Genomic DNA, 23730 nt, shown 5'->3' with positions numbered 1-23730 from the left:
GCGGCGGGCAACCTACCCTTTGCCGATTAGTGACGGGCGGACCGCCGCCCATTCTCCGCGCAGGTATGTTGTTCCCATGACCGCCCCCTTGTTCAAGGGCGTGATCACCGCCCTGATCACACCTCTTCGTGACGGAAACGTGGACGAGGCCGCTTTCGAGCGCCTGTTGGAGCGCCAGATCGCCGCTGGGGTTCACGGCGTCGTGCCGATGGGCACCACGGGCGAGAGCGCCACCCTGCATCTGGATGAGCACAAGCGCGTGGTCGAACAGTGCGTCGCCATCGCCGCTGGTCGCATCCGCGTCATCGCCGGGGCGGGCTCGTCCGCCACGGACAAGGCGATCGACCTGACCCGTTTCGCCAAGACGGTCGGCGCCGACGGCGCCCTGGTCGTGACCCCTATTACAACCGCCCGTCGCAGGTCGGAATGCAGGCGCATTTCGAGGCGGTGGCGGACGCCGTGCAACTGCCGATCCTGCTCTACAACGTGCCGGGGCGTACGGGGGTGGACCTGTCGAACGAGACGGTGGCGGCCCTGGCGGCGCATCCGAACATCGTCGGCATCAAGGACGCCAGCGCCGATGTGGCGCGGGCCAGCTGGATGCGGGCCAATATCGACGGCGCCTTCGACCTGATCTCGGGCGATGATTCCAGCTATCTTGGCTATGCCGCGCACGGCGGCGTCGGCGTCATTTCCGTGACCTCTAACGTCGCGCCTGAGGCGATGGTCGCCCTGCATGACGCCATCCAGGCCGGGGATTTCGCCGCCGCGCGCTCGTGGCAGGAACGGCTGATCGGTCTGCACAAGGCGCTGTTCCTCGACAACTCGCCGTCCCCGACCAAATACGCCCTGGCTAAGATGGGCCTGTGCACGCAAGAGGTTCGCCTGCCGCTGTCGCTGACGGCCGACGCGGTGCGGCCCGCCATCGACGAGGCGCTGGCCGCCGCTGGAGTCGCCTGATGGCCGCCGACGCCCCCAAACAGAAGACCATCGCCGAAAACCGACGCGCGCGCTTCGACTACTTCCTCGAAGATCATATCGAAGCCGGGCTCCAGCTGCGGGGCACCGAGATCAAGGCTTTGCGCGACGGCCGGGCCAATATCGCCGAGAGCTATGTCTCGCCCGAGGGGCGCGAGATGGTGCTGATCAACGCCGACATCCCGCCCTATAAGATGGCGAACCGCTTCAACCATGAGCCGCGCCGTCACCGTAAGCTGCTGCTGCACCGCAAGCAGATCGACAAGCTGATCGGCGCAGTCCAACGCGAAGGGCGCACCATCGTCCCTGTGCGCCTCTATCTGAATGAGGCGGGCAAGGCGAAGCTGGAGATCGCCCTGGCCAAGGGCAAGAAACTGCATGACAAACGCGAGACGGCGGCCGAGCGCGACTGGCAGCGCGACAAGGCGCGCCTGCTGCGCGACAAGGGATAAGTGCGGTTCCGCTTTGCGCGCCGCGCGACGCGCGATAAACGAGCGATGATGGGGTGCGTCTTGCGGAGTTCGTGGTGAAGATAGCCGAACGCTGGTTCGTCATGGCGGGCGTAGCCCTGCTGGGCGCTATCGCCCTGGCCGGGGTGGTGGTGGCCATCTACGCCGCCTGGGTCCTGCACGACATGCCGGACGCCTCTGAACTGGCGGACTATCGCCCCGCGACGGCGACGCGCGTCTATGCCGGCGACGGCACCCTGATCGGCGAGTTCTCGGACCAGCGGCGCATCTACGTCACCTATGACCAGGTGCCGCAGACGGTCGTGCACGCCTTCCTGGCGGCCGAGGATCAGAACTTCTTCAATCACGGCGGCATCGACGTGTCCGGCATCGGCCGGGCCATGTTCAAGAACGTGTTCAACGTCATGTCGGGCAAGCGGCTGGAGGGCGGCTCGACCATCACCCAGCAGGTGGCCAAGAACGTCCTGCTGACCAGTGAGACCAGCCTGAACCGCAAGCTCAAGGAAGCCGTCCTCTCCAGCCGTCTGGAAGCGACGCTGACCAAGGAGCAGATCCTCGAACTGTATCTGAACGAGATCTACCTGGGCTATCGCTCCTATGGCGTGGCTTCGGCGGCCTATAACTATTTCGGCAAGTCGCTGGATCAGCTGACGCCGGACGAGGCGGCCTTCCTGGCGGCCCTGCCCAAGGGGCCGACCAACTATCACCCGAAACGTTATCCGGCTGCTGCGCTGGGTCGTCGGAACTGGGTGCTGGGCGAGATGGCCGACAACAAATGGCTGTCCGACGAGCAGTTGAAGACAGCGCTGGCCCGTCCGCTGAACACCCGCTCTGCGCCGCGTCGGGCCGAGTACGCCGACGCCGACTTCTTCGTGGAGGAGGCGCGTCGTCGCGCCATCGCCCTGTTCGGTCAGGAAGAGGTCAATCGCGGCGGCTACTACCTGCGCACGACGCTTGATCCGCAGCTGCAGTCGGCGGCGCGTGACGCCCTGATGCGCGGGCTTGAGGACTATGACCGTCGACACGGCTGGCGCGGCGCCTGGGGCACGACCGACTTCGCCGACGGCTGGCAGGCCGAGGCCCAGAAACGCACGACCCCGCCCGAGCGCCGCTCGTGGCAGGCGGCCGCCGTTGAAAGCGTCAGCGGGGGCTCAATCCGCGTCCGCACGGCCAAGGACGATCAGGCGGGCGCGCTGCGCGCCGCCGATGTGGCCTGGTCCAACGCCGGACGTCGCCCGTTGAAGCGCGGCGACCTGATCTTCGTCGAACGCCAGAACGGCCAGTTCGCCCTGAAGCAGGTTCCGGCCGTCAACGGCGCCCTGGTCGCGATCGAGCCGCAGTCGGGCCGCGTCTTGGCGATGGTCGGCGGCTATTCCTACGCCCTTTCCAGCTTCAACCGCGCGACCCAGGCGAAGCGCCAGCCGGGCTCGGCCTACAAGCCCTTCGTCTATGCGGCGGCGCTGGAAGGCGACTTCACCCCGGCTTCGATCGTGCTGGATGCGCCGATCAGCTTCCCCGGCGGCCCTGGCGGCCGCGCCTGGACGCCTCAGAACTACAGCCGCCAGTTCTATGGACCCCAGACGCTGCGGCGCGGGCTGGAGCTGTCGCGCAACGTCATGACCGTGCGCCTGGCGCAGGCGGTGGGCATGAAGAACGTCGTCGACCTGTCCAAGAAGATGGGCGTCGTGGACGACATGTCGCCGAACCTGGCCATGTCGCTGGGGGCCGGGGAAACCACGCCTTACCGCATCACCGCCGCCTATGCCGCCTTCGTCAACGGCGGGCGCCGCATCGATCCCTATCTGATCGAACTGGCTCAGGACCGGAACGGCCAGACCATCCACCGCGCCGACCGTCGCCAGTGCCGCGACTGCGGCCGGGGCTTCAGCGGCCAGGAATCGCCCCGCCTTCAGGATCGCGGAACCCAGGTGATCGACCCCATCACCGCCTATCAGATGACCTCCATGCTGGAAGGCGTGATCCAGCGCGGCACCGGCGCCCGTGCTCGCAGCCTGGGCCCGTGGGTCGGCGGCAAGACGGGCACCACCAATGAATATCGTTCGGCCTGGTTCGTCGGCTTCTCGGCCGACATCGTGGTCGGCGTCTTCGTCGGCTTCGACGACAACCGCTCGCTGGGCGGCGGTGAAGCCGGGGCCTCGACCGCCGTGCCGATCTTCATCGACTTCATGGAAGACGCGCTGAAGGAGCGGCCTGCGCGGCCGTTCGTGAAGCCGAAGAACGCCATCTTCCGCACCGTGAACGGCATCGAAGAGGCCTTCCGCCCCGGCACCGAGCGTCAGCTGCGCGAAGAAGCGCCGCCCCCGGCTCAGCCCGAGGGGCCGCAGAACTATTACGACGTCATCCGTCGTGAGCAGGAGGTCCGCTCCCAGACCCCGACGCCGACCGCGCCGCCTCCGGCTGCGCCGCCGCCGCCGAAGAAGGAGCCGGCCGAGGACTTGAGCGGCCTTTACTGACGCTCTAGGTAAGCCATCAACCCGGCGCGCCTGCTTTCAGGCGCGCCGTTTCACCTGTCCTTCCCTATCGGACGCGCGTCGCGCGGTCCTGGTTGCGGGGGACTTCCGTTCGCAGGAGTTTGCGATGAGATCGGATGTCGAGGCCATGAAGGCCGACATCGAGCAGAGCGTCGCTCTGCTCAGGAGGCGACTTTGACTGGGATGTCGCTCTAAGAAAGCTCGATGAGCTGAACGCGCGGGTCGAGGATCCGACGCTATGGGACAATCCCGAACAGGCCCAGGCCGTCAGCCGCGAACGCTCGCGTCTGGAAGTTCAGGTCAACGCCGTCAAGGAGATGGAGCAGGGTCTCGAAGACGGGATCATGCTGGCCGAAATGGCGGACGAAGAGGGCGACGAAGCCACCCTCGAAGAAGCGCGTGAACAGCTGAAGTCCATCAAGGAGCGGGCCGCCCGCGCCGAACTGGAAGCCCTGCTGTCCGGCGAGGCTGACGGCAACGACGCTTATCTGGAGGTCAACTCCGGCGCGGGCGGCACGGAGTCCAACGACTGGGCGGGCATTCTGCTGCGGATGTACAGCCGCTGGGCGCGCTCGCACGGCTATGAGGTCGAGCTTCAGGAAGAAGAGGCCGGCGAACAGGTCGGCATCAAGTCGGCGACCCTGCTGATCTCTGGACCGAACGCCTATGGCTGGCTGAAGTCGGAGTCGGGCGTCCACCGCCTGGTGCGCATCAGTCCCTATGATGCGGCGGCCAAGCGCCACACGTCGTTCGCCTCCGTGGGGGTCTCGCCCGTCGTCGACGACAGCATCGAGATCGAGATCAACCCGTCGGATGTGCGTACGGACACCTATCGCGCGTCGGGCGCAGGCGGCCAGCACGTCAACAAGACGGACTCGGCGGTGCGTCTGACCCACATTCCGACCAATACCGTGGTCGCCTGTCAGGCGGGCCGCTCGCAGCACCAGAACCGCGATCAGGCCTGGAAGATGCTGCGCGCGCGTCTGTACGAGCTTGAGCTTCAGAAGCGTGAGGCTGCGGCCCAGGCTCTGGCTGACGCCAAGACGGACATCGGCTGGGGCCACCAGATCCGATCCTACGTCCTGCAGCCGTATCAGATGGTGAAGGACCTGCGCACCGAGGTCGAAACCTCGGATACGCAAGGCGTTCTGGACGGCGACCTGGACCAGTTCATGGGCGCGGCGCTAGCGGCGCGCGTGGGCGAAACCCGCGAGGGCTGACCCGCCTGACCGGTGCATAAAAAGGGCGGCCTTTGCGGGCCGCCCTTTCTCGTTGTCAGCACTCGCGCCGATCAGGCTGCGGGCTTGGTTTGGATCGGGGCCTCGACCTTGGCGTCCGTCTTGGCGGGCGCAGGCTTTTCGGCCGCAGCAGGGGTCTCCAGCATATTGGCGCCCGGCGTGTCGCGCTTGGCCTGGGTGCAGCGGCCCTGGAACCAGGCGCCCTGTTCGATCGACAGCTGCTCCTGGGTGATGTCGCCCTCGACGCGCGAGGTGGCGAACAGCTTGACCTGCTTGGCGACGATGGCGCCCGAGACGCGGCCGCGCACCTCAAGGATGTCGGCGTGGACCGTGCCCTCGACCGCGCCGCCTTCGCCGATCACCACGCGCACCACGCGAATGTCGCCTTTCAGCGAGCCGTCGACCTGAAGTTCGCCTGCGCCCGAAATGTTGCCCTCATACTTTACGCCCGCCGATAGGGTCGAAAGGCTGGAGGAACGGGCGGCGGGGCGAGCCGGCTCAGGCGCGCGCGCAGGCGCAGCGGCGATCGGGGCGGCGGGCTCCGGCTTGGGCTGGACCGGCTCGGGCGGCTTGGGAATGCCCATTCCGCCAGAGGGGTTGTTGTCGAACGGTTTGTTCTTGTTGAACATTCATGCTCTCCGCGTCACGCCGCGATCGGCGTCTGGTCAATGTCAGCCCCTGAGGATGCAATCCCTGGCGACACTTAGCGCGGGCTGAGGCGGAGAGGTCAAGCGGGGCCTTCCGGACCCCGCTCGCCGATCAAAGCGCTTCGACGGCGGTCAGAACCTCTTCGGCGTGGCCCTTGACCTTGACGTTGCGCCAGGCGCGGCGGACCACGCCCTGGCCGTCGATTAGGAAGGTGGCGCGCTCAATGCCCATATACTCGCGGCCGTAGAGCTTCTTCAGCACCCAAACGCCCCAGCTTTCCGTGACGACGCCGTCCTCGTCCGAACCGAGCACGACTTTCAGGTCATGCTTGGCCTTGAAGCGGTCCAGCTTCTTCACACTGTCGCGCGACACCCCGATCACCACGGCGTTCGCCGCCGTGAACCGGTCGATCAAGGCCGAGAAATCCTGGCCCTCGGTCGTGCAGCCGGGCGTGTCGGCCTTGGGGTAGAAGTAGAGCACGACGTTCTTGCCCCTCAGCCCGTCCAGCGACACGCGCCCGCCGCCGTCTGTCGCCAGATCGAAAGCAGGGGCGGGCGTGTTTTCGGTGATGTCGGTCACAGCGCTCTCCTTAAACCGGGCGCACCAGCACCAGCTTCTTCTTGCCGGCGCCGAGCTTCAGCACGCCGTCCGCGTTCAGGTCCGCCTCTTCGATCAGGCGGGCGCCGTCGTTGACGACCTCGTCGTTCAGGCGAAGGCCGCCGCCCTGGGCCAAACGACGCGCTTCGCCATTGGAGCTGCTGAGGCCCGCCTTGGTCGTGACGGCGGCGATCATGGCGCCGATGACCTCGTCGCGCGGCAGTTCGACGGTCGGCAGGTCAGCCGACAGCTGGCCCTTCTCGAAGGCGGCTTCAGCGGCCGCGCGCGCGGCCTGTGCGGCCTCGGCGCCATGCAGCATGGAGGTGGTCGCGTCGGCCAGCGCCTTCTTGGCGTCGTTGATCTCGGCGCCTTGAAGCGCCTCATAGCGCTCGATCTGATCCAGCGGCAGGTCGGTGAACAGGCGCATGAAGCGGCCCACGTCGCCGTCTTCGGTGTTGCGCCAGTATTGCCAGTAGTCGAACGGCGACAGGGCGTCGGCGTTCAGCCACACGGCGCCGCCGACCGTCTTGCCCATCTTCTGGCCCGAGGCGGTGGACAGCAACGGCGTGGTCAGGCCGAAGGCGGCCTTGTGGTCCACCTTGCGGGTCAGTTCGACGCCGTTGATGATGTTGCCCCACTGGTCCGAGCCGCCCATCTGCAGCGAACAGCCATAGCGTCGGTTCAGCTCCAGGAAGTCGGTCGCCTGCATCAGCATGTAGTTGAACTCTAGGAAGGTCAGCGGCTGCTCGCGATCCAGGCGCAGCTTGACCGAGTCGAAGCTCAGCATCCGATTGATGGTGAAGTGCGTGCCGTAGTCGCGCAGGAACTGCAGATAGCCCAGCTGCGACAGCCACTCGTCGTTATCCAGCATGATGGCGTCGGTCGGGCCGTCGCCGAAGGTCAGGAATTTCTCGAACACGCCTTTGATGCCGGCGATGTTCTCGGCGATCTTTTCCTCGGTCAGCAGGGGACGCTGGGTGTCCTTGAACGAGGGGTCGCCGACCTTGGTCGTGCCGCCGCCCATCAGGACGATTGGCTTGTGTCCGGCCTGCTGAAGACGACGCAGCAGCATGATCTGGATCAGGTGGCCGACGTGCAGGCTGGGCGCCGTCGCGTCGAAGCCGATATAGCCCGTGACCACGCCCGACGCGGCCGCCTCGTCCAGTTCGACCGGGTGGGTGATCTGGTGGATATAGCCGCGCGCCTTCATCAGGCGCAGGAAGTCCGATTTGAAGGCGGTTTCGGAAACGGTTTGGGTAGTGGGCTCGGTCATGGTCGGGTCCGTAGCATCAGAACCGGCGGCCGTCTTCCGAGGAATAATGCCGCCGAGGGAAGGGCGGCAAGGATCGCGGCCGCTCTCTAGTAGAGGCCGTAGTAATAGGCGGCGAAAAGGGCCGGTTGCGCGATCATCGGCGCTAGCTACGTCGCCCCCGACGTGGCAGTCAAGCCGCCATGACGACCTCCCCGAAAAAGACCCTTCGCGTGCTTGGATTCATGACCGGCACCTCGCTCGACGCCGTGGACATGGCGGTGATCGAGACGGACGGCCACGACATCCTGTCCTTCGGCCCCGCCGGCGAGATGAAGCTGGACGCAGAGACCCGCGCCATCATTGAGGACGCCATCGACGACGCCTTCGATTGGGAGCGCGACGAAGAAGAACCGGACAGCTTCGAAGACGCCCGCATGGCCGTGGCCGATGCGCATCTGGCCGCCGCGCTCGGCTTCATGGCGGTGAACGGGGTGAAGTCCAGTGCGCTGGATCTGGTCGGCGTCCACGGCCAGACCGTGCTGCACGAGGCGCCGACGCCCGACCTGCCGGGCCGCACCGTCCAACTGACCGACGCCGCCAGCGTGGCCGAGGGGCTGGGGTCCCCGTCGCCTTTGACTTCCGCAGCGCCGACGTGGCGGCGGGCGGGCAGGGCGCGCCGCTGGCGCCCGCTTATCACGCAGCGCTAGTCCGCAAGGCGGGGATGGAGGGGCCGGTCGCGGTCCTGAATCTGGGCGGGGTCGGTAACATCACCCTGATCCGCGCCGACGGCGAGCTGGAGGCCTTCGACACCGGCCCGGCCAACGGCATGGTCGATCTGCTGGTCCAGTCGCGCATGAAGAAGCGGATGGACGAGGGCGGTCGTCTGGCGGCGGCGGGAACGGTCGATCAGGCTGTGCTGGACGCCTATCTGGCCCATCCCTATTTCGTGGCGAGCGGCCCGAAGTCCCTGGATCGCTTCGACTTCTCGCTGGAGCCGGTGGCGGACCTGTCCCTGGAAGACGCCGCCGCTACCCTGACCGCCTTCGCGGCGCAGGCCGTGGCCCTAGGCGTCGCCCGCTGTTCGGAGCAGGCGAAGGAGATCGTCGTTTGCGGCGGCGGACGTCATAACCCGGCGCTGCTGGCCGCGATCCGTGAGCGCGTCGGCGTCCCTATCTCGACCGCCGAGGACAAGGGCTGGCGCGGCGACGCGATCGAGGCTGAGGCCTTCGCCTTTCTGGCCGCGCGCTGTCGTCTGGGCCTGCCGATCAGCTTCCCCGGCACGACAGGCGTTCCGGCGCCTATGACCGGCGGCCGGATTGTCGAGCCGGGAGCGGAATAATGGCGGCGTCTTCGCGTTTCTGGGGCGTCGCCAGCGGTCTGGCGGCGGGCGCTCTGTGGGGGCTGGTCTTCCTGGCGCCGAAGATGGTGCCCGAGGCCTCGCCCCTGCTGCTGACGGCGGGACGTTACCTCGCCTATGGCCTGATCGCGGTGCTGCTGATCGCGCCGCGCTGGCGGCGGGTGACGGCCGCCCTGACGCGCGAAGCGTGGGGCGCGCTGGTCTGGCTGAGCCTGGCGGGGAACCTGGTCTACTTCGCCTTCCTGGTGGTCAGCGTGCATTACGCAGGCGTGGCGGCCTCGGCCCTGATCGTCGGCATGGTGCCCGTGGTCGTGGCCCTATGGGGCCTGCGGGACAAGGATCGCCGCCGCTGTCGCGCGTCGCGCCGCCCATCGCCGTGGCGGCGCTGGCGGTCGGTCTGATCGGGTGGCAGTCGCTCAGCCAGGGCGGCGGCGCGGCGGCGCAGAGCGGTACGGCCACGCTGATCGGGTTGGGTTGCGCTCTGGCGGCCCTGCTGTCCTGGACCGCCTTCGCCGTCGGCAACAGTCGCTGGATGGGGCGGCTGCCCGATGTCACCCCGCATGAGTGGTCGTTGCTGACCGGCGTGGTCACAGGAGGGCTGGCGCTGCTGCTGGTCATCCCGTCGCTATTCATGCTGGGCGGAATGACGAACGAGGCCTGGCTGCGTCTGATCGGCGTCAGCGCTGGCGTGGCGATCTTCGCCTCGGTCATCGGCAACGCGTTCTGGAATCAGGCCAGCCGTCTGTTGCCCCTGACCATGCTGGGCCAGATGATCGTGTCCGAGACTCTGTTCGCCTTCATCTACGGCTTCATCTGGGAACAGCGCGGCCCGACCGTGATCGAGATCGTCGCCATGATCCTGATGATCGTCAGCGTCGTCTGGTGCGTTCGCGCCCATCGCCCTGCCGCCGTGGCCGCTGCGGAAGGCGATCACTGACGATCGGCGCAATAGAAACGGCGCCCCGAAGATCAGGGCGCCGCTTCAATCAGGATATCGCTATGCGGATCAGGCGGGCTTTTCTTCCAGGCGCTTGTCCAGATAGGCGCCGACGCGGCGCTCGACCGCGCCGATGTGGTCCTGCCAGAAGTGGGTCGCGCCTTCTTCCAGCTCATAGTCGATGACGATGCCCTTCTGGGTGCGCAGCTTGTTCACCACGCGCTCGACATCGGCCGGCGGCACCACGGTGTCGGCCGTGCCGTGCAGGAACAGGCCCGAAGCCGGGCAGGGGGCCAGGAAGCTGAAGTCATAGATGTTTGACGGCGGCGACACCGAGATGAAGCCGTCGGTTTCGGGGCGACGCATCAGCAGCTGCATCCCGATATAGGCGCCGAACTGATAGCCGGCGACCCAGGTCTGGGTGGCGGCGGGGTTGTTGGCCTGCAGCCAGTCCAGCGCCGTCGCCGCATCGGCCAGCTCGCCGATGCCGCTGTCGAACTCGCCCTGCGACTTGCCCACGCCGCGGCTGTTGTAGCGCAAGGTGGCGAAGCCGCGCTGGACAAACAACTGGTGCATCGTCAGGGCGACGGGGTTGTTCATGTGCCCCCCGCCTTGGGGTGGGGATGCAGGATCAGGGCGATCGGCGCGTCGGGACGCTTGCCAGGAGAGTAGCGGCCTTCGATGCGGCCGGAGGCGCCAGGCAGGATGACTTCAGGCATGGATGGCGGTCCCTACGATCAACAGTGGTTTCGCGAGCGGATAATACTTGACCACACAGGTAGGACTTTCTAAGTCCCCCTGCACGATGCGCTCGCCAGCAAGGCCGGGGGTCTTAGCACAGCGAGCCTGAAAAGCGGTAGAATTTGAGGTATTGGGATGCGTCTGTCGACCAAGGGACGTTACGCCGTCATGGCGATGGCCGATCTGGCGAAGAACGGCGCCGATCGGGCCGTCTCCCTGGCTGAAATCGCGGCGCGTCAGGAAATCTCGCTCAGCTATCTGGAACAGCTTTTTGCGCGCCTGCGCAAAGGCGGTCTGGTCAAGAGCGTGCGGGGGCCGGGCGGCGGCTATCGGCTGGCCAAGGCGGCGGGCGAGATGGTCGTGGCGGACATTGTTCTGGCCGTTGATGAGCCGATCCGCGCTACGCGCTGCACCGCCCACGGCACGCCGCGTGGCTGCATGACGGGCGGCGCCCGCTGCATCACCCATGACCTGTGGGAAGACCTGGGCGCAGAGATTCATCGCTATCTAGCCGGGGTCAGCCTCGCCGACGTGGTCGAGAAGCGGACGGGCCGGGCGCGTGTCGGCGCGGACTCGATGGAGGCCGCCGCATGAGCGTTTACCTCGACTACAACGCCTCCGGCCTGGTTCGTCCTGAGGTTCAGGACATCATGGCCAAGGCCTTGGCCGACAACGGCAATCCATCGGCGGTCCACGCTGCCGGACGTCGCGCACGAGCACGCGTCGAGACGGCGCGGGCGCAGGTGGCTGATCTGGTCGGGGCCGATCCGACGGCGATCATCTTCTCTTCGGGCGGCACCGAATCCAATGCTCAGGCCATCCATAGCGCCCTGGCCGCCGGCTGCGAGCGGCTGATCGTCAGCGCGACCGAGCACCCATGCGTGGCCGAGGCCGCCGCCGTCAGCGGCGCGCCGGTCGAGGTGCTGCCGGTGGATTCGAACGGCGTGGTCGATCTGACCTGGCTGGCCGAGGCGCTGGCGCGCCCGGGTCGCGCGGTCGTCGCCATCCATCACGCCAACAATGAAAGCGGCGTGATCCAGCCGATCGCCGAGGCGGCGAAGCTGGTCCATGCGGCGGGCGGCTGGCTGCACGTCGACGCCATTCAGTCGGCGGGCAAGGTTCCGGTGACGGTGAAGGCGCTGGGCGCCGACAGCCTGACCCTCTCGGCGCACAAGCTCGGCGGGCCGCAGGGCGTGGGCGCGCTGGTGCTGAAGGACGGCGTGTCGGCCGTTCGCATCCTGCACGGCGCGGGTCAGGAGCGCGGCCTGCGCGCCGGGACCGAGAACGTGCCGGGCATCGCCGGTTTCGGCGTCGCGGCTGACTGCGCCGCGCGCGATCTGGACGCCGCCATGACGCATGTCGTCTGGCGCGATGCTGCCGAGGCTAAGGTCAAGGCTGCGGGCGCGACGATCATCGGCGGCGCGGTGGAGCGTCTGCCCAACACCCTGTTTATGGCGGTTGAGGGCTGGGACAGCCCGCAGCAGCTGATCACCCTCGACCTTGTAGGGGTCATGGTGTCCGCCGGTTCGGCCTGCTCGTCCGGCAAGGTCAAGCCGTCCAAGGCGATCAGCGCCATGGGTCTTCATCACCTGGCGACCGGGGGCGTGCGCGTCTCCGGCGGCTGGGGCACGACCGAGTCGGACTGGACCCGCTTCGCCCATGCCTGGGTCGCGGCCTGGGAAAAGCATAGTGCGCGCCTGATTGAGCGCGCTAAGAAAGTCGCGTAAAATATGGCTATTGTTCAGGAAACCATCGACACAGTCGCCGCTCTCGAAAAATATGAGCACGGCTTTACGTCGGACATTGAGACGGAATATGCGCCGCGCGGCCTGAGCGCCGACATCGTCCGCTTCATCTCCGAGAAGAAGGGCGAGCCGGAGTGGATGCTGGAATGGCGTCTGGCCGCCTATGAGCGCTGGCTGGCGATGGAGGAGCCGACCTGGGCGGCGGTGAAATACGAGCCCGTCGACTATCAGGACCTCTACTACTACGCCGCGCCGGTGAAGAAGGAGGGGCCGAAGTCGCTGGACGAAGTCGATCCCGAACTGCTGGCCGTCTATGAAAAGCTGGGCATCCCGCTGAAGGAGCAGGAGGTCCTGGCAGGGGTCGAGGGCGCGCCGCGTTATGCCGTGGACGCCGTTTTCGACAGCGTCAGCGTGGTCACCACCTTCAAGGAGGAGCTGGCCAAGCACGGCGTGATTTTCATGCCGATTTCCGAGGCCTTGCGCGAATATCCTGATCTGGTGCGTCAGTATCTCGGCACGGTCGTGCCGGTCAGCGACAACTATTTCGCGGCCCTGAACAGCGCGGTCTTTTCCGACGGCAGCTTCGTGTACATTCCGCCGGGCGTGCGCTGCCCGATGGAGCTGTCGACCTATTTCCGCATCAACGCCAGCCAGACCGGCCAGTTCGAGCGCACCCTGATCATCGCCGACAAGGGCTCTTACGTCTCCTATCTGGAAGGCTGCACCGCGCCGATGCGCGATGAAAACCAACTGCACGCAGCGGTCGTGGAGATCGTCGCCCTGGACGACGCCGAGGTGAAATACTCGACGGTCCAGAACTGGTACCCCGGCGACGCTGAGGGCAAGGGCGGCATCTACAACTTCGTCACCAAGCGCGCCGACTGTCGCGGCGACCGCTCCAAGGTCAGCTGGACGCAGGTTGAAACCGGCTCGGCCGTCACCTGGAAATACCCATCTTGCATCCTGAAGGGCGAGGAAAGCTCGGGCGAATTCTATTCCATCGCCATCACCAACGGCCATCAGCAGGCCGACACCGGCACGAAGATGATCCACCTGGGCAAGAACAGCCGCAGCCGCATCATCGCCAAGACGGTTTCGGCCGGTAAGTCGGATTCGACCTATCGGGGCCTGGTGTCGATCCACCCCAAGGCGACCGGCGTGCGCAACTTCACCCAATGCGACAGCCTGTTGATCGGCAAGGAGTGCGGCGCCCACACCATTCCCTACATCGAGGTCCGCAACGGCTCGGCCCAGCTGGAGCACGAAGCGACCACGACCCGCCTGTCCGAAGCCCAGCTCTTCTACGCCCAGCAGCGCGGTCTGTCGGAAGAGGAGGCCGTGGCCTTGCTGGTCAACGGCTTCGTCCGCGATGTCCTGCAGGAACTGCCGATGGAGTTCGCCGTCGAAGCCCAGAAGCTGGTGGCGATCAGCCTCGAAGGCTCGGTCGGCTGAGTGAGTTGAAGAAGAAAAACAATGCTTAAGATCAATAATCTCCACGTCTCTGTCGCCGATAAGCCGATCCTCAAGGGTCTGACGCTCGATGTGCCTGCGGGCGAAGTTCATGCGATTATGGGGCCGAACGGGGCGGGCAAGTCGACGCTGGGCTACAGCCTCTCCGGCCGCCCCGGCTATGAGGTGACGGGCGGTTCGGCCTCGTGGAACGGCCGGGACCTGCTGGACCTTGATCCGGCCGAGCGCGCGGCGGCGGGCCTGTTCCTGTCGTTCCAGTATCCGATCGAAATCCCCGGCGTGCCGGCGATGACCTTCATCCGCACGGCGCTGAACGCCCAGAAGCGCGCGCGCGGCGAGGAAGAAGTTTCAGCCCCGGCCTTCCTGAAGCTGGTCAAGGCGGCGTCCCAGTCGCTGAAGATGGACTTCGACATGCTGAAGCGGCCGTTGAACGTCGGCTTCTCCGGCGGTGAGAAGAAGCGCATGGAGATCCTGCAGATGGCCCTGCTGGAGCCGTCGATGCTGATCCTGGACGAGACGGACTCGGGCCTCGACATCGACGCCCTGCGCATCGTCGCCGACGGCGTGAACGCCATGCGCAGTCCGGAACGGTCGATGCTGGTGATCACCCACTACCAGCGCCTGCTGGACTACATCAAACCGGACTGCGTGCACGTCCTGGCCGGCGGCCGGATCGTGGCCTCGGGCGGGCCGGAGCTGGCGCATCAGCTGGAGGCGGAAGGTTACGACAAGTTCCTGCCGGAGGCGGCATGAAGGCGCTCGCCCGGCTGGACCTGAACGACGCCGCGACATTCCCTTCGCGGCGGGTCGAGGAGTGGAAATACAGTGACCTGAAGCGCTTTCTTCGCGAAGCGCCTCAACCGTCCGGCACGGCCGTCGTCGATGCGCCGGGGCCGTTCTACGATCTGGGCGGCGACGCCATCGTCTTCGCCAACGGCCGCCCGGTCGGGGTGAGGGACTACATCGCCTCGGGCGACCAGACCGTGCGCCTGCGCTTCATCTCGGACGCGACGGGCACAGGCCATACGGCGGCAGCGCGCATTGTCGCCCGACCCGGCGCCCGACTGCTGCTGCTGGAGACGAATGAGGGCAAGGGCTCGGCCTATGTCGCCCACAACAAGGTCGAGATCGACGTCGCCGCGGACGCCGAGGTCACTCGGATCGTCCTGAGCGACGAACCGGACGACGCCATTTCGGTGGCCGAGGCTGAGGTCAAGCTGGAAGCCGGCGGCCGCTATCGCCAGACCATCGTCGCCACCGGCGCCAAGCTGCAACGTCACGAGACCCGCCTGCGTCACGGCGCGGAAGGCGCCGATGCCCGCGTCGACGGAATCTATCTGCTCGGGGCTCGCGCCACGCCGACCTGACCTCCGTCATTGACCACGTCGCGGCCAACGGCACGACCAGCCAGCTGATCAAGGGCGTCGTCCGTGACGAGGCGCGCGGCGTCTTCCAGGGCAAGATCCTGGTCCAGAAGGGCGCCGACGACACCGACGCCCGCATGGGCCACCACGGTCTGATCACGTCCGAGCGCGGCGAGATCGATGTCAAACCCGAGCTGATCATCTACGCCGACGAGGTGCAGTGCGCCCACGGCGCCACCGTCGGGACGCTGGATGAAAGCGCCCTGTTCTACATGCAGCAGCGCGGCATCTCGGCCGATGAGGCGCGCGCACTGTTGACCCATGCCTTCCTGATCGAGGTCGTTGACCGCATCGAGCATGAAGGCGCCAGAGAGGTGGTGCGGGAATGGCTGACGGCTCGCCTGTGATCAACGCACCTGTGAACAAGGTTGGCGAGACGGGGTTCGACCCCTATGCCGCCCGCGCGCAGTTCCCGATCCTGTCGCGTCAGGTCAACGGCAAGCCGCTGGTCTATCTGGACAGCGCCGCCTCGGCTCAGAAGCCGCGCGCGGTGATCGACGCCCTGGTCGCGTCCATGGAAGGCTCCTACGCCAACGTCCACCGGGGCCTGCACACCCTGTCGAACGAGGCGACCGAGGCCTATGAACAGGCGCGCGAGATCGTCGCCCGCTTCCTGAACGCCCCGTCGTCCGAGACCATCGTCTGGACCAAGGGCGGCACCGAGGCGATCAATCTGGTCGCCAACGGCGTCGGTCTGTCGATCCAGCCGGGCGACGAGATCATCGTCACCGAAATGGAGCACCACTCCAACATCGTGCCCTGGCACATCCTGCGCGAGCGGCGCGGGGCTGTGCTGAAATGGGCGCCGATCAAGGACGACGGTTCGCTGGACATGGAAGCCTTCGCCGCCCTGCTGGGGCCGAGGACCAAGCTGGTCGCCGTCACCCACATGTCGAACGTGCTGGGCACCATCAATCCGGTCGCCGAGATCACCCGCCTGGCCCACGCGGCCGGGGCGCGGGTGCTTATCGACGGCTGTCAGGGCGCGGTCCATGCGACGCCGGACGTTCAGGCTATCGGCTGCGACTACTATGTCCTGACCGGCCACAAGCTGTTCGGCCCGACCGGCATCGGCGTCCTGTACGGCACGGCCGAGGCGCTGGAGGCCCTGCCGCCGTATCAGGGCGGCGGCGAGATGATCGAGACGGTCGAGAAGGATCGCGTCACCTACGCCAAACCGCCGCATCGCTTTGAAGCCGGGACGCCGCCGATCCTTGAGGCCATTGGTCTGGGCGCGGCGATCGAATGGTTGTCGCAGTATGATCCGGCCGCTATCCAGGCGCACGAACAGGCTCTATATCGCCACGCCGTCGAGCGTCTGGCCGAGCATGACTGGCTGCGGATTCTGGGCCAGGCCGAAGGGAAGGGCGCTTTGCTGACCTTCGCCGTCGAGGGCGCCCACGCCCATGACGTGGCGCAGATCATGGACCGCTACGGCGTCGCCGTGCGCGCCGGGCTGCACTGCGCCGAGCCGCTGGCGAAAAGACTGGGCGTGAGCGCAAGCACGCGCGCCTCCTTCGCCCTATATAACACCATGGAGGATACAGACGCCTTCGTGGACGCGCTGATCAAGGCGCGCAACTTCTTCGTGTGACGAGTATGGACGACGCCAAGACCGACAACGCGATCAGCGACAGCGACGCCTTCGCCGCCAGCTGGGACGAGCCGCAGAAGAGCGCCCTGTCCCAGGCTGAGCTGGACAAGCTGACGGACGACCTGATCGAGGCGCTGAAGACGGTGTACGACCCGGAAATCCCGGTCGACATCTATGAGCTGGGCCTGATCTACAAGGTCGACGTGTCCGACGACCGCGACGTCCTGGTCGAGATGACGCTGACGGCGCCGGGCTGCCCGGTCGCCGGCGAAATGCCCGGCTGGGTCGAGGATGCGGTGAAAAAGGTCGATGGCGTGCGCAGCGCCAAGGCCAATCTGGTGTTCGACCCGCCGTGGGACGCCTCCAAGATGAGCGACGAGGCCAAGCTGGCCCTGAACATGTTCTGAGGAGGCCCTGATGACCGAGCTTCAGACCACGACCCGACCCCGACGCCCCCGGCCCAAGGCGGTGACCCTGACGGACGCCGCCGCCGCGCGCGTGCGCGAGATCATGGACAACGCTGAGAAAGACTATGTCGGCCTTCGCGTCGGCGTGAAGAACAGCGGCTGCGCGGGGCAGGAATACACCTTCGCCTATGCCGAAGAGATCCAGCCGCTGGACGAGGTGGTCGAGGACAAGGGCGTCACCATCCTGATCGAGCTCAAGGCGGTCTTGTTCCTGATCGGCACCGAGATCGATTACGAGGTGACGAAGCTCGCCTCGAAATTCATCTTCCGCAATCCGAACGAGACGGACGCCTGCGGCTGCGGCGAGAGCGTCACCATCATCCCCGCCGCTGCTCTGGACGCCGACTGACATGATCCGACTGGAGGGGTGACCCGGCGCTATCGCAGCGCGGCGGGCGACCGCACGGCGCTGGACGCCGTCGACCTGCACGTCGCGCGCGGCGAGGTGTTCGGCGTGGTGGGCCGTTCGGGGGCCGGCAAGTCGACCCTGATCCGCGCCATCAACCGGCTGGAGACGCCCGACGCGGGCAAGGTCTTCGTCGATGGGCAGGAGATCACCGCCCTGACCCCCGCCGAACTGCGCGCCGCGCGGCGCCGCATCGGCATGATCTTCCAGCATTTCAACCTGCTGAACGCCAAGACCATCGAGGACAATGTCGCCTTCCCCTGAGGCTGGAAGGACGGCCCGAGGCCGAGGTGAAGGCGCGCACGGCCGAACTGCTGGCGCAACTCGGCCTCGCCGATCACGCCAAGAAGCACCCGGCCCAGCTGTCTGGCGGCCAGAAGCAGCGCGTCGGCATCGCCCGCGCCCTGGCCTGCGGGCCCAGCGTCCTGTTGTGCGACGAGGCGACCAGCGCCTTGGACCCCGAAACGACCGAAGACATTTTGACCCTGCTGGACGGGCTGAACCGCGATCTGGGCCTGACCATCGTCCTGATCACCCACCAGATGGAGGTGGTGCGCCGCGTCTGCGACCGCGTGGCGGTGCTGAAGGACGGACGGATCGTGGAGCAGGGCGCGACGGCGGACGTCTTCCTGCATCCGCAGCACGCCGTGACTCGCGCCATGCTGGCCGAGGGCGAGGAGGCGATCGACGCCTCGGTCGCGCCCGCCGGGGCGCGCATGGCACGCCTGACCTTCCGCGGCCCCTCGACCTATGAGCCGGAACTGAGCCGCGTCGCGCGCACGGCGGGCGTCGACTATTCGATCCTGTCGGGCCGCATCAGCCGCATCCGCGGCGAGCCCTACGGTCAGATGATGGTCGCCTTTACTGGCGGCGACGCCGAGGCGGCTCTGGCGCAACTGGCCGCGCGCGGCGTCGTGGTGGAGGCGGTCTGATGTTCGCCAATGTGGACTGGGCCGATATCGGCAAGGCGACGGTCGACACCCTGCTGATGCTGGGCGGGTCGCTGGTGCTGACCGTGATGCTCGGCGTGCCGCTGGGCGTGCTGCTGTACCTGTCGGGCAAGGGGCGGCTGGCCGCCAATCCTGTGCTGAACGCCGTCCTGTCCTTCGTGGTCAATGTGCTGCGTTCGGTGCCCTTCATCATCCTGCTGATCGTCATGCTGCCGCTGACGGTGCTGCTGGTCGGCACGTCGCTGGGCGTGGCCGGGGCCATTCCGCCTTTGGTCGTCGGGGCCGCGCCGTTCTATGCGCGTCTGGTCGAGACGGCGCTGCGCGAGGTGGACAAGGGCGTCGTCGAGGCGACCCAGGCCATGGGCGGTTCGACCTTCCAGATCGTCACGCGCGCCCTGCTGCCCGAGGCCATGCCGGGCATCATCGCCGGCGCGACCGTCACCGCCATTGCCCTGGTCAGCTATACGGCCATGGCGGGCGTAGTGGGGGCGGGCGGCCTGGGCGACCTGGCCATCCGCTTCGGGTATCAGCGCTTCCAGACCGACGTGATGGTCGTGACCGTAGTTCTGCTGCTGATCCTCGTACAAATTCTGCAGATGATCGGCGACCGTCTGGTCGCTAAGGTCTCGCACCGCTGATTTTATCGAAAGCCCGCTTCATGATCCGCCGTTCGCTGCTGCTGTCCGCCGTTGCTGTTCTGACGCTCGCCGCCTGCGGTCAGGGTGCGGACAAGAAGGCGGGGGCTGAGGGCGCGCCCCTGCTGGTCGGCGCCACCGCCGTGCCGCACGCAGAAATCCTGGAGCAGGTGAAGCCCATCCTTGCCGCCGAAGGCGTGCCGATCGAGATCAAGGTCTTCAACGACTACGTTCAGCCCAACGTGCAACTCGCTGAAAAGCGATTGGATGTGAACTACTTCCAGACCAAGCCCTACCTGGACGAGTTCAACACCGCGCGCGGCACGAACCTGATCACGGTCGCCGGCATTCACGTCGAGCCGCTGGGCCTCTATTCGCGCAAGCATAACGCGCTGGCCGATCTGCCGAACGGCGCCCAGGTGGTTCTGCCCAACGACGCCTCCAACACCGGCCGCGCCCTGCTGCTGCTGCAGGCGGCGGGCCTGATCACGCTGAAAGACCCGCAGAACCCGCTGCAGACGGTGCGCGACATCGCCACCAATCCGAAAGGGCTGAAGTTCCAGGAAGTCGAGGCCGCCACCATCCCGCGCATCCTGCCTCAGGTCGACGGCGCGGTGATCAACACCAACTACGCCCTCGACGCCGGGCTCAAGCCCAAGACCGACGCCCTTCAGCTTGAAGGCGCCGACAGCCCCTATGTGAACTATCTGGTCGCCCGCCCCGACAATCAGAACGACCCGCGCGTTCAGGCTCTCGCGAAGGCCCTGCGTGGTCAGGCGATCAAGGACTTCATCGCCTCGAAATACGAAGGCGCGGTGATCCCGGCGGCCTAGGCTGCAGCGCTGACCGCCTTGGCCGCTGCGGCGGCCTGGGCGGATTCTTCCCTGGATTCGACGAGGACGGCCGGCGTGACCGGCTGCCCGGTCGCCTCGGCGATCAGTTCGGCCGTCTTGCCTTCCACAGCGGCTTCCAGCCGGTCCAGGAACTCGGCCTTCGGCAGGCCCGTCGGGATTGGTTCGAGGAATTCGAGCGTCGCCGTGCCGGGGTTTTTGTGGAACTCCTCCAGCGGCCAGAACAGGCCCAGATTGGTCGCCAGCGGCACGACCGGCATGTCGAAGTCGCGATACATGTGCCAGACGCCCGAGCGATAGCGGAACTTCTCGCCGACCCGGGCCAGGTGGCCTTCGGGATAGATCAGGATCTTGCGCCCCTCGCGATTGGCGTCGGCGGCGCGTTCCCTGAGGGCGGCGCGGGCGGCGTGGCCGCCGCAGTTGTTGACGACGATGGCGCCCAGCTTCTTGAGCACCGTTCCCAGCAGGGGGAACTTCTCCAGATGGTCGCCGGTGACGAAAGCCACGTCGTCGAACTGGTCATAGGTGGCGAAGCCGTCGCCCCAGCTCTGATGCTTCGAGGCGATGATGAAGGCGCCTTGCGGGAGGCGTTCCTTGCCGCGCGTCTCGATGCGGATGCCTGCGAACAGGCTCATGGCCTGCACCATGCGCCGGACATAGCGGCGGATGATCCAGCTCGTGGCCTTGCGGCCCGGCGCCAGTGCCGCAAAGGCGGCGGCCAGGCCGTAGGTGATGGAAAGCGCCCAATAGGCGATGTTGAACAGCAGGCTTCGCATCGGGCGACTATGCCAGCAAGCGTCTCATAGGCGAGCTTAAAGTGAAGCCTCAGGCGGCGTCGGATACGGCCTCGGCGGCGGCGGTCACCTTGTTGCGCCCGCTGCGCTTGGACGCGTAGAGCGCTTCGTCCGCCCGCGCCAGCAGCTGCCCGGCGCTTTCGCCCGCGCGACGCACGCCAAAGCCGACGGATATGGTCACGGCGCCCAGGTCGTCGTTGGTCGAGCGGCGCCGCAGGGCGCGGGAGGCTATTTCCTCGCGGATCGCGTTCAACGCGGCCTCTATTGCGCCCGCCGTTTCACCTGGGAAGATGACTGCGAATTCCTCGCCGCCATAGCGGGCGGCGATACGCGGCGCGCGCGACACGCGTCCCAAGACGCTGCCGACATAGCGCAACACCTGATCGCCCGTCTGGTGCCCCCAGGTGTCGTTGAACCGCTTGAAATGGTCGATATCGATGATCGCAAGGCCGAGCGAGCCGCCGCCGTTTTCCGCCTGATCGCATAGGCGCAACAGGTGTTCATCGAACGCCTTGCGGTTGGCCAGATTGGTCAGGGCGTCCGTCATCGCGTCGCGGCGCACCTGCTCCATATGATCGCGCAGCTTGGTGACTTCGCGATTCGAGGATTCCAAACGGCGTTCCAGCGCGGCGGTATGACGTCGAATCCGGCGCGTCGCATCCGCCAGACACGCGACCAGATCGGTAAGATCGTCCGGGGTCCCTGAATTGGCCATGCGATCGGCGGCCTCGGCCAGGGTGTTGCCATAGGTGGCCTGGCTTTCGCGGGCCTTGTCGATGGCGCCGGCCACTGCGGCGAGCTCGCGATTCAGCACGGCGCCGGCGTCGCGGATTTCTTCGGACAGGCGCCCGCGCGGCAGGAATTCGGCGGCGAGCATTTCCGCCGTCGAATCGGTGAAGGGCGCGCCCGTGGCGAGCAGCCGCGAAATCTCCTGCCCCAGGGTTCCCTCGGGATCGCCCAGATAGTGAAGCCACAGCTCAAAATTCAGCGGCGTCGGCCAGACTGAGGCCGCCTGCATGGCGTCCACGGCGCGATGCGCCAGAGCATAGGCTTCCGGACTGCGAACCGTGGTTTCCACCTGCGTGGTCATGCCTGAACTGCCCCTGCGCTGCGTCATCCGGCAAGCTATACCGGTCTTCCGTAACGCAGGGTTAAGTTCGCAGACCCGCCTTATCCGGCCAGAACGACCGGACGACGCAGGAAGGCCGGGACATCATCGCCGAAAGGATTTCCAGTGAAGGACGCGGGCTGACGGTCTTCCGCCTGTTTAGCCTTTTGGGGCGTCTTCTGGGGCGCTGGCGTCGCCTTGGCCTCGGTCTTCTTGCGGCTGCGCGCGCGTTGAGGCGCCGCTTCGGCTTCGGGCGCAGGCGTCGGCGCTGTTTCAATCAGCGTTTCGGCCTCGACGGGGGCTTCTTCGACCGATCGACGCGAGCGGCTGCCGCGTTCGCTGCGTTCGCTGCGTTCGCCCCGTCCACGGCCGCGGCTTGAGCGGCTGTCGTCGCGGGGGCGGTCCTGGATGGAGGCGAAGTCGATACCGTCCAGCGGCAGTTCAACCGGCTCCTTCTTGATCAGCTTCAGCACCTTGTCCAACGACTTGTCGTCGGACGGCGTCACGATCATGAAGGCCTCGCCCAGGCGTCCGGCGCGGCCGGTGCGGCCGATGCGGTGGACGTAGTCGTCGGCGTGGTGCGGAACGTCATAGTTGAAGACGTGGCTGACCGCCGGGATGTCGAGGCCGCGCGCGGCGACGTCGGAGGCGACCAGCAGCTTCAACGCGCCGCTGCGGAAGTCGGCCAGGGTCTTCGTGCGCAGCGATTGGTCCAGGTCGCCATGGATCGGCGCGGCGTCGAAACCGTGGACCTGCAGAGACTTGGCGACAATGTCGACTTCCGACTTGCGGTTGCAGAAGACGATGCCGTTCTGGACGTCGCCGCGCTGCACCAAAGCGCGCAGCGCCGTGCGCTTGGCCTTGGGGTCCGAGGTCGGCAGGCGGGTGATGTGCTGGGTGATGGTGTCGGCGGTCGTCGCCGGGCGCGACGCCTCGATCCGGGTGGGATCCTTGAGGAACTGCTGCGTCAGGCGCGTGATCTCCGGCGGCATGGTCGCCGAGAAGAACAGGGTCTGGCGACGCGGCGGCGTCAGTTTGAAGATGCGCTCGATGTCGGGGATGAAGCCCATGTCCAGCATGCGGTCGGCCTCATCGACCACCATCAGCTCGACGCCGGTCAGCAGCATCTTGCCGCGATCGAACAGGTCCAGCAGGCGGCCCGGCGTGGCGATCAGCACGTCCACGCCCTTGTTCAGGGCGGCGACCTGGTCGCCCATGGACACGCCGCCGATCAGCAGCACCCAGTTCAGCTTGGTGCCCTTGGCGTATTTGGCGAAGCTCTCGGCCACTTGGTCGGCCAGTTCGCGGGTCGGGGCCAGCACCAGGGCGCGCGGCATCCGGGCGCGGGCGCGCCCCGAGGCGAGGCGGTCGACCATAGGCAGGGTGAAGGCCGCCGTCTTGCCGGTGCCGGTCTGGGCGATGCCGAGGACATCGCGTCCGGCCAGGGCCACCGGGATGGCCTGTTCCTGGATCGGAGTGGCGATCGTGTAGCCGGTGTCGGCGACCGCCTGCAGGGTCGTGGGCGAGAGGCCCAGTTTGGAAAACTCAGTCATATAGTCCTGAAGGGACGGAGGAT

General features: G+C 66.8%; 20 protein-coding genes and 5 pseudogenes. 18 read left to right on the top strand and 7 right to left on the bottom strand.

All coding sequences use genetic code 11. The annotated features are described in order from the left end of the window. The first annotated feature begins 76 nt into the window (after positions 1-76). The 4 genes and pseudogenes from dapA (at position 77) to prfB (ending at position 5160) form a co-directional block, all read left to right on the top strand. Positions 77-960 (top strand): annotated as a pseudogene (gene dapA, locus V8F63_RS13170) (4-hydroxy-tetrahydrodipicolinate synthase). After that, positions 960-1430 carry an SsrA-binding protein SmpB gene (smpB, locus tag V8F63_RS13165; RefSeq protein WP_025977152.1) on the top strand — a complete coding sequence of 157 codons (471 nt, stop codon included), beginning with the start codon at positions 960-962 and terminating at the stop codon, positions 1428-1430. Before dapA ends, smpB begins: the two are co-directional and overlap by 1 nt. 101 nt (positions 1431-1531) lie before the next feature. Next, the gene (locus V8F63_RS13160) at positions 1532-3922 is read left to right on the top strand and encodes a penicillin-binding protein 1A (protein WP_029972487.1); all 2391 of its coding nucleotides are present in this window, start codon (positions 1532-1534) and stop codon (positions 3920-3922) included. Between the two features lie 124 nt (positions 3923-4046). Beyond that, a protein-coding gene (prfB, locus tag V8F63_RS13155; RefSeq protein WP_134580945.1) for a peptide chain release factor 2 occupies positions 4047-5160 on the top strand; the annotation gives its coding sequence in 2 pieces (ribosomal slippage) (positions 4047-4115 and positions 4117-5160; 1113 coding nt in all). Positions 5161-5231: 71 nt separating this feature from the next. On the opposite strand, the gene V8F63_RS13150 is transcribed toward prfB, so the two are convergent. The 3 genes from V8F63_RS13150 to tyrS all read right to left on the bottom strand — a co-directional run bounded on the left by V8F63_RS13150 (position 5232) and on the right by tyrS (position 7696). Further along, positions 5232-5807 carry a polymer-forming cytoskeletal protein gene (locus V8F63_RS13150; RefSeq protein WP_025977149.1) on the bottom strand — a complete coding sequence of 192 codons (576 nt, stop codon included), beginning with the start codon at positions 5805-5807 and terminating at the stop codon, positions 5232-5234. 130 nt (positions 5808-5937) lie between these two features. Then, a complete protein-coding gene (locus V8F63_RS13145; protein ID WP_392353577.1) occupies positions 5938-6405 on the bottom strand; it encodes a peroxiredoxin in 468 nt (155 codons plus the stop codon). Between the two features lie 10 nt (positions 6406-6415). Continuing rightward, positions 6416-7696, bottom strand: a complete 1281-nt coding sequence (gene tyrS, locus V8F63_RS13140; RefSeq protein WP_025977147.1) for a tyrosine--tRNA ligase — start codon at positions 7694-7696, stop codon at positions 6416-6418. A gap of 179 nt (positions 7697-7875) precedes the next feature. Here tyrS and V8F63_RS13135 point away from each other — a divergent pair. From V8F63_RS13135 to V8F63_RS13125, 3 genes and pseudogenes are all read left to right on the top strand, one after another. Then, positions 7876-9014: pseudogene (locus tag V8F63_RS13135) on the top strand (anhydro-N-acetylmuramic acid kinase). After that, entirely contained in the window at positions 9014-9433 is a 420-nt protein-coding gene (locus tag V8F63_RS13130) for an EamA family transporter (protein WP_392353576.1), read from the top strand. The pseudogene V8F63_RS13135 and the gene V8F63_RS13130 overlap by 1 nt, the downstream one beginning before the upstream one ends. After that, complete coding sequence (locus tag V8F63_RS13125) at positions 9409-9969, top strand: DMT family transporter (protein WP_392353574.1); 561 nt, start codon at positions 9409-9411, stop codon at positions 9967-9969. The genes V8F63_RS13130 and V8F63_RS13125 overlap by 25 nt, the downstream gene beginning before the upstream one ends. A gap of 69 nt (positions 9970-10038) precedes the next feature. On the opposite strand, the pseudogene V8F63_RS13120 reads toward V8F63_RS13125, so the two are convergent. Continuing rightward, positions 10039-10688, bottom strand: a pseudogene (locus V8F63_RS13120) (alpha/beta hydrolase). Positions 10689-10845: 157 nt separating this feature from the next. Between V8F63_RS13120 and V8F63_RS13115 the strand changes: the two are divergent. The 11 genes and pseudogenes from V8F63_RS13115 (at position 10846) to V8F63_RS13065 (ending at position 20234) form a co-directional block, all read left to right on the top strand. Further along, positions 10846-11304: an Rrf2 family transcriptional regulator gene (locus V8F63_RS13115; RefSeq protein WP_392353573.1), complete on the top strand. Its 459-nt coding sequence runs from the start codon at positions 10846-10848 to the stop codon at positions 11302-11304. Beyond that, entirely contained in the window at positions 11301-12437 is a 1137-nt protein-coding gene (locus V8F63_RS13110) for a cysteine desulfurase family protein (protein WP_392353571.1), read from the top strand. Before V8F63_RS13115 ends, V8F63_RS13110 begins: the two co-directional genes overlap by 4 nt. A gap of 3 nt (positions 12438-12440) precedes the next feature. Further along, positions 12441-13907: a Fe-S cluster assembly protein SufB gene (gene sufB / locus V8F63_RS13105; RefSeq protein ID WP_025977142.1), complete on the top strand. Its 1467-nt coding sequence runs from the start codon at positions 12441-12443 to the stop codon at positions 13905-13907. 21 nt (positions 13908-13928) lie between these two features. After that, on the top strand, positions 13929-14678 hold the full coding sequence (gene sufC, locus V8F63_RS13100) for a Fe-S cluster assembly ATPase SufC (RefSeq protein ID WP_303706215.1): 750 nt from the start codon (positions 13929-13931) through the stop codon (positions 14676-14678). Then, positions 14675-15696 (top strand): annotated as a pseudogene (gene sufD / locus V8F63_RS13095) (Fe-S cluster assembly protein SufD). Before sufC ends, sufD begins: the two are co-directional and overlap by 4 nt. Further along, positions 15675-16943, top strand: a complete 1269-nt coding sequence (locus tag V8F63_RS13090; RefSeq protein WP_392353569.1) for a cysteine desulfurase — start codon at positions 15675-15677, stop codon at positions 16941-16943. Before sufD ends, V8F63_RS13090 begins: the two are co-directional and overlap by 22 nt. Positions 16944-16948: 5 nt before the next feature. After that, complete coding sequence (locus tag V8F63_RS13085; RefSeq protein WP_025977138.1) at positions 16949-17350, top strand: SUF system Fe-S cluster assembly protein; 402 nt, start codon at positions 16949-16951, stop codon at positions 17348-17350. Positions 17351-17360: 10 nt separating this feature from the next. Next, complete coding sequence (locus tag V8F63_RS13080; protein WP_392353567.1) at positions 17361-17759, top strand: iron-sulfur cluster assembly accessory protein; 399 nt, start codon at positions 17361-17363, stop codon at positions 17757-17759. Positions 17760-17819: 60 nt separating this feature from the next. Beyond that, positions 17820-18748: pseudogene (locus V8F63_RS13075) on the top strand (ATP-binding cassette domain-containing protein). Beyond that, positions 18748-19404: a methionine ABC transporter permease gene (locus tag V8F63_RS13070; RefSeq protein ID WP_253121063.1), complete on the top strand. Its 657-nt coding sequence runs from the start codon at positions 18748-18750 to the stop codon at positions 19402-19404. Before V8F63_RS13075 ends, V8F63_RS13070 begins: the two are co-directional and overlap by 1 nt. A 20-nt stretch (positions 19405-19424) precedes the next feature. Further along, the gene (locus tag V8F63_RS13065; protein ID WP_392353565.1) at positions 19425-20234 is read left to right on the top strand and encodes a MetQ/NlpA family ABC transporter substrate-binding protein; all 810 of its coding nucleotides are present in this window, start codon (positions 19425-19427) and stop codon (positions 20232-20234) included. Here the strand turns inward: V8F63_RS13065 and V8F63_RS13060 are convergent. The 3 genes from V8F63_RS13060 to V8F63_RS13050 all read right to left on the bottom strand — a co-directional run bounded on the left by V8F63_RS13060 (position 20231) and on the right by V8F63_RS13050 (position 23707). Beyond that, positions 20231-21028: a lysophospholipid acyltransferase family protein gene (locus V8F63_RS13060; RefSeq protein WP_392353563.1), complete on the bottom strand. Its 798-nt coding sequence runs from the start codon at positions 21026-21028 to the stop codon at positions 20231-20233. The genes V8F63_RS13065 and V8F63_RS13060 overlap by 4 nt on opposite strands. A gap of 49 nt (positions 21029-21077) precedes the next feature. Further along, positions 21078-22136, bottom strand: a complete 1059-nt coding sequence (locus tag V8F63_RS13055; protein WP_025977132.1) for a GGDEF domain-containing protein — start codon at positions 22134-22136, stop codon at positions 21078-21080. An 80-nt stretch (positions 22137-22216) separates the two neighbouring features. Then, on the bottom strand, positions 22217-23707 hold the full coding sequence (locus V8F63_RS13050) for a DEAD/DEAH box helicase (protein WP_025977131.1): 1491 nt from the start codon (positions 23705-23707) through the stop codon (positions 22217-22219). Positions 23708-23730 lie beyond the last annotated feature (23 nt).

This window comes from Brevundimonas sp. LF-1 (assembly GCF_037055305.1).
Classification (GTDB): domain Bacteria; phylum Pseudomonadota; class Alphaproteobacteria; order Caulobacterales; family Caulobacteraceae; genus Brevundimonas; species Brevundimonas sanguinis.
This window is presented reverse-complemented; position numbering and strand designations above follow the sequence as displayed.

Coding starts and splice junctions, on each gene's coding strand:
- V8F63_RS13115 (WP_392353573.1), top strand. CDS start 10,846: ATGCGTCTGTCGACCAAGGGACGTTACGCCGTCATGGCGATGGCCGAT.
- sufB (WP_025977142.1), top strand. CDS start 12,441: ATGGCTATTGTTCAGGAAACCATCGACACAGTCGCCGCTCTCGAAAAA.
- V8F63_RS13080 (WP_392353567.1), top strand. CDS start 17,361: ATGACCGAGCTTCAGACCACGACCCGACCCCGACGCCCCCGGCCCAAG.
- V8F63_RS13130 (WP_392353576.1), top strand. CDS start 9,014: ATGGCGGCGTCTTCGCGTTTCTGGGGCGTCGCCAGCGGTCTGGCGGCG.
- V8F63_RS13160 (WP_029972487.1), top strand. CDS start 1,532: ATGGCGGGCGTAGCCCTGCTGGGCGCTATCGCCCTGGCCGGGGTGGTG.
- V8F63_RS13150 (WP_025977149.1), bottom strand. CDS start 5,807: ATGTTCAACAAGAACAAACCGTTCGACAACAACCCCTCTGGCGGAATG.
- V8F63_RS13085 (WP_025977138.1), top strand. CDS start 16,949: ATGGACGACGCCAAGACCGACAACGCGATCAGCGACAGCGACGCCTTC.
- tyrS (WP_025977147.1), bottom strand. CDS start 7,696: ATGACCGAGCCCACTACCCAAACCGTTTCCGAAACCGCCTTCAAATCG.
- V8F63_RS13065 (WP_392353565.1), top strand. CDS start 19,425: ATGATCCGCCGTTCGCTGCTGCTGTCCGCCGTTGCTGTTCTGACGCTC.
- V8F63_RS13050 (WP_025977131.1), bottom strand. CDS start 23,707: ATGACTGAGTTTTCCAAACTGGGCCTCTCGCCCACGACCCTGCAGGCG.
- sufC (WP_303706215.1), top strand. CDS start 13,929: ATGCTTAAGATCAATAATCTCCACGTCTCTGTCGCCGATAAGCCGATC.
- V8F63_RS13110 (WP_392353571.1), top strand. CDS start 11,301: ATGAGCGTTTACCTCGACTACAACGCCTCCGGCCTGGTTCGTCCTGAG.
- V8F63_RS13060 (WP_392353563.1), bottom strand. CDS start 21,028: ATGCGAAGCCTGCTGTTCAACATCGCCTATTGGGCGCTTTCCATCACC.
- V8F63_RS13070 (WP_253121063.1), top strand. CDS start 18,748: ATGTTCGCCAATGTGGACTGGGCCGATATCGGCAAGGCGACGGTCGAC.
- V8F63_RS13090 (WP_392353569.1), top strand. CDS start 15,675: ATGGCTGACGGCTCGCCTGTGATCAACGCACCTGTGAACAAGGTTGGC.
- smpB (WP_025977152.1), top strand. CDS start 960: ATGGCCGCCGACGCCCCCAAACAGAAGACCATCGCCGAAAACCGACGC.
- V8F63_RS13055 (WP_025977132.1), bottom strand. CDS start 22,136: ATGACCACGCAGGTGGAAACCACGGTTCGCAGTCCGGAAGCCTATGCT.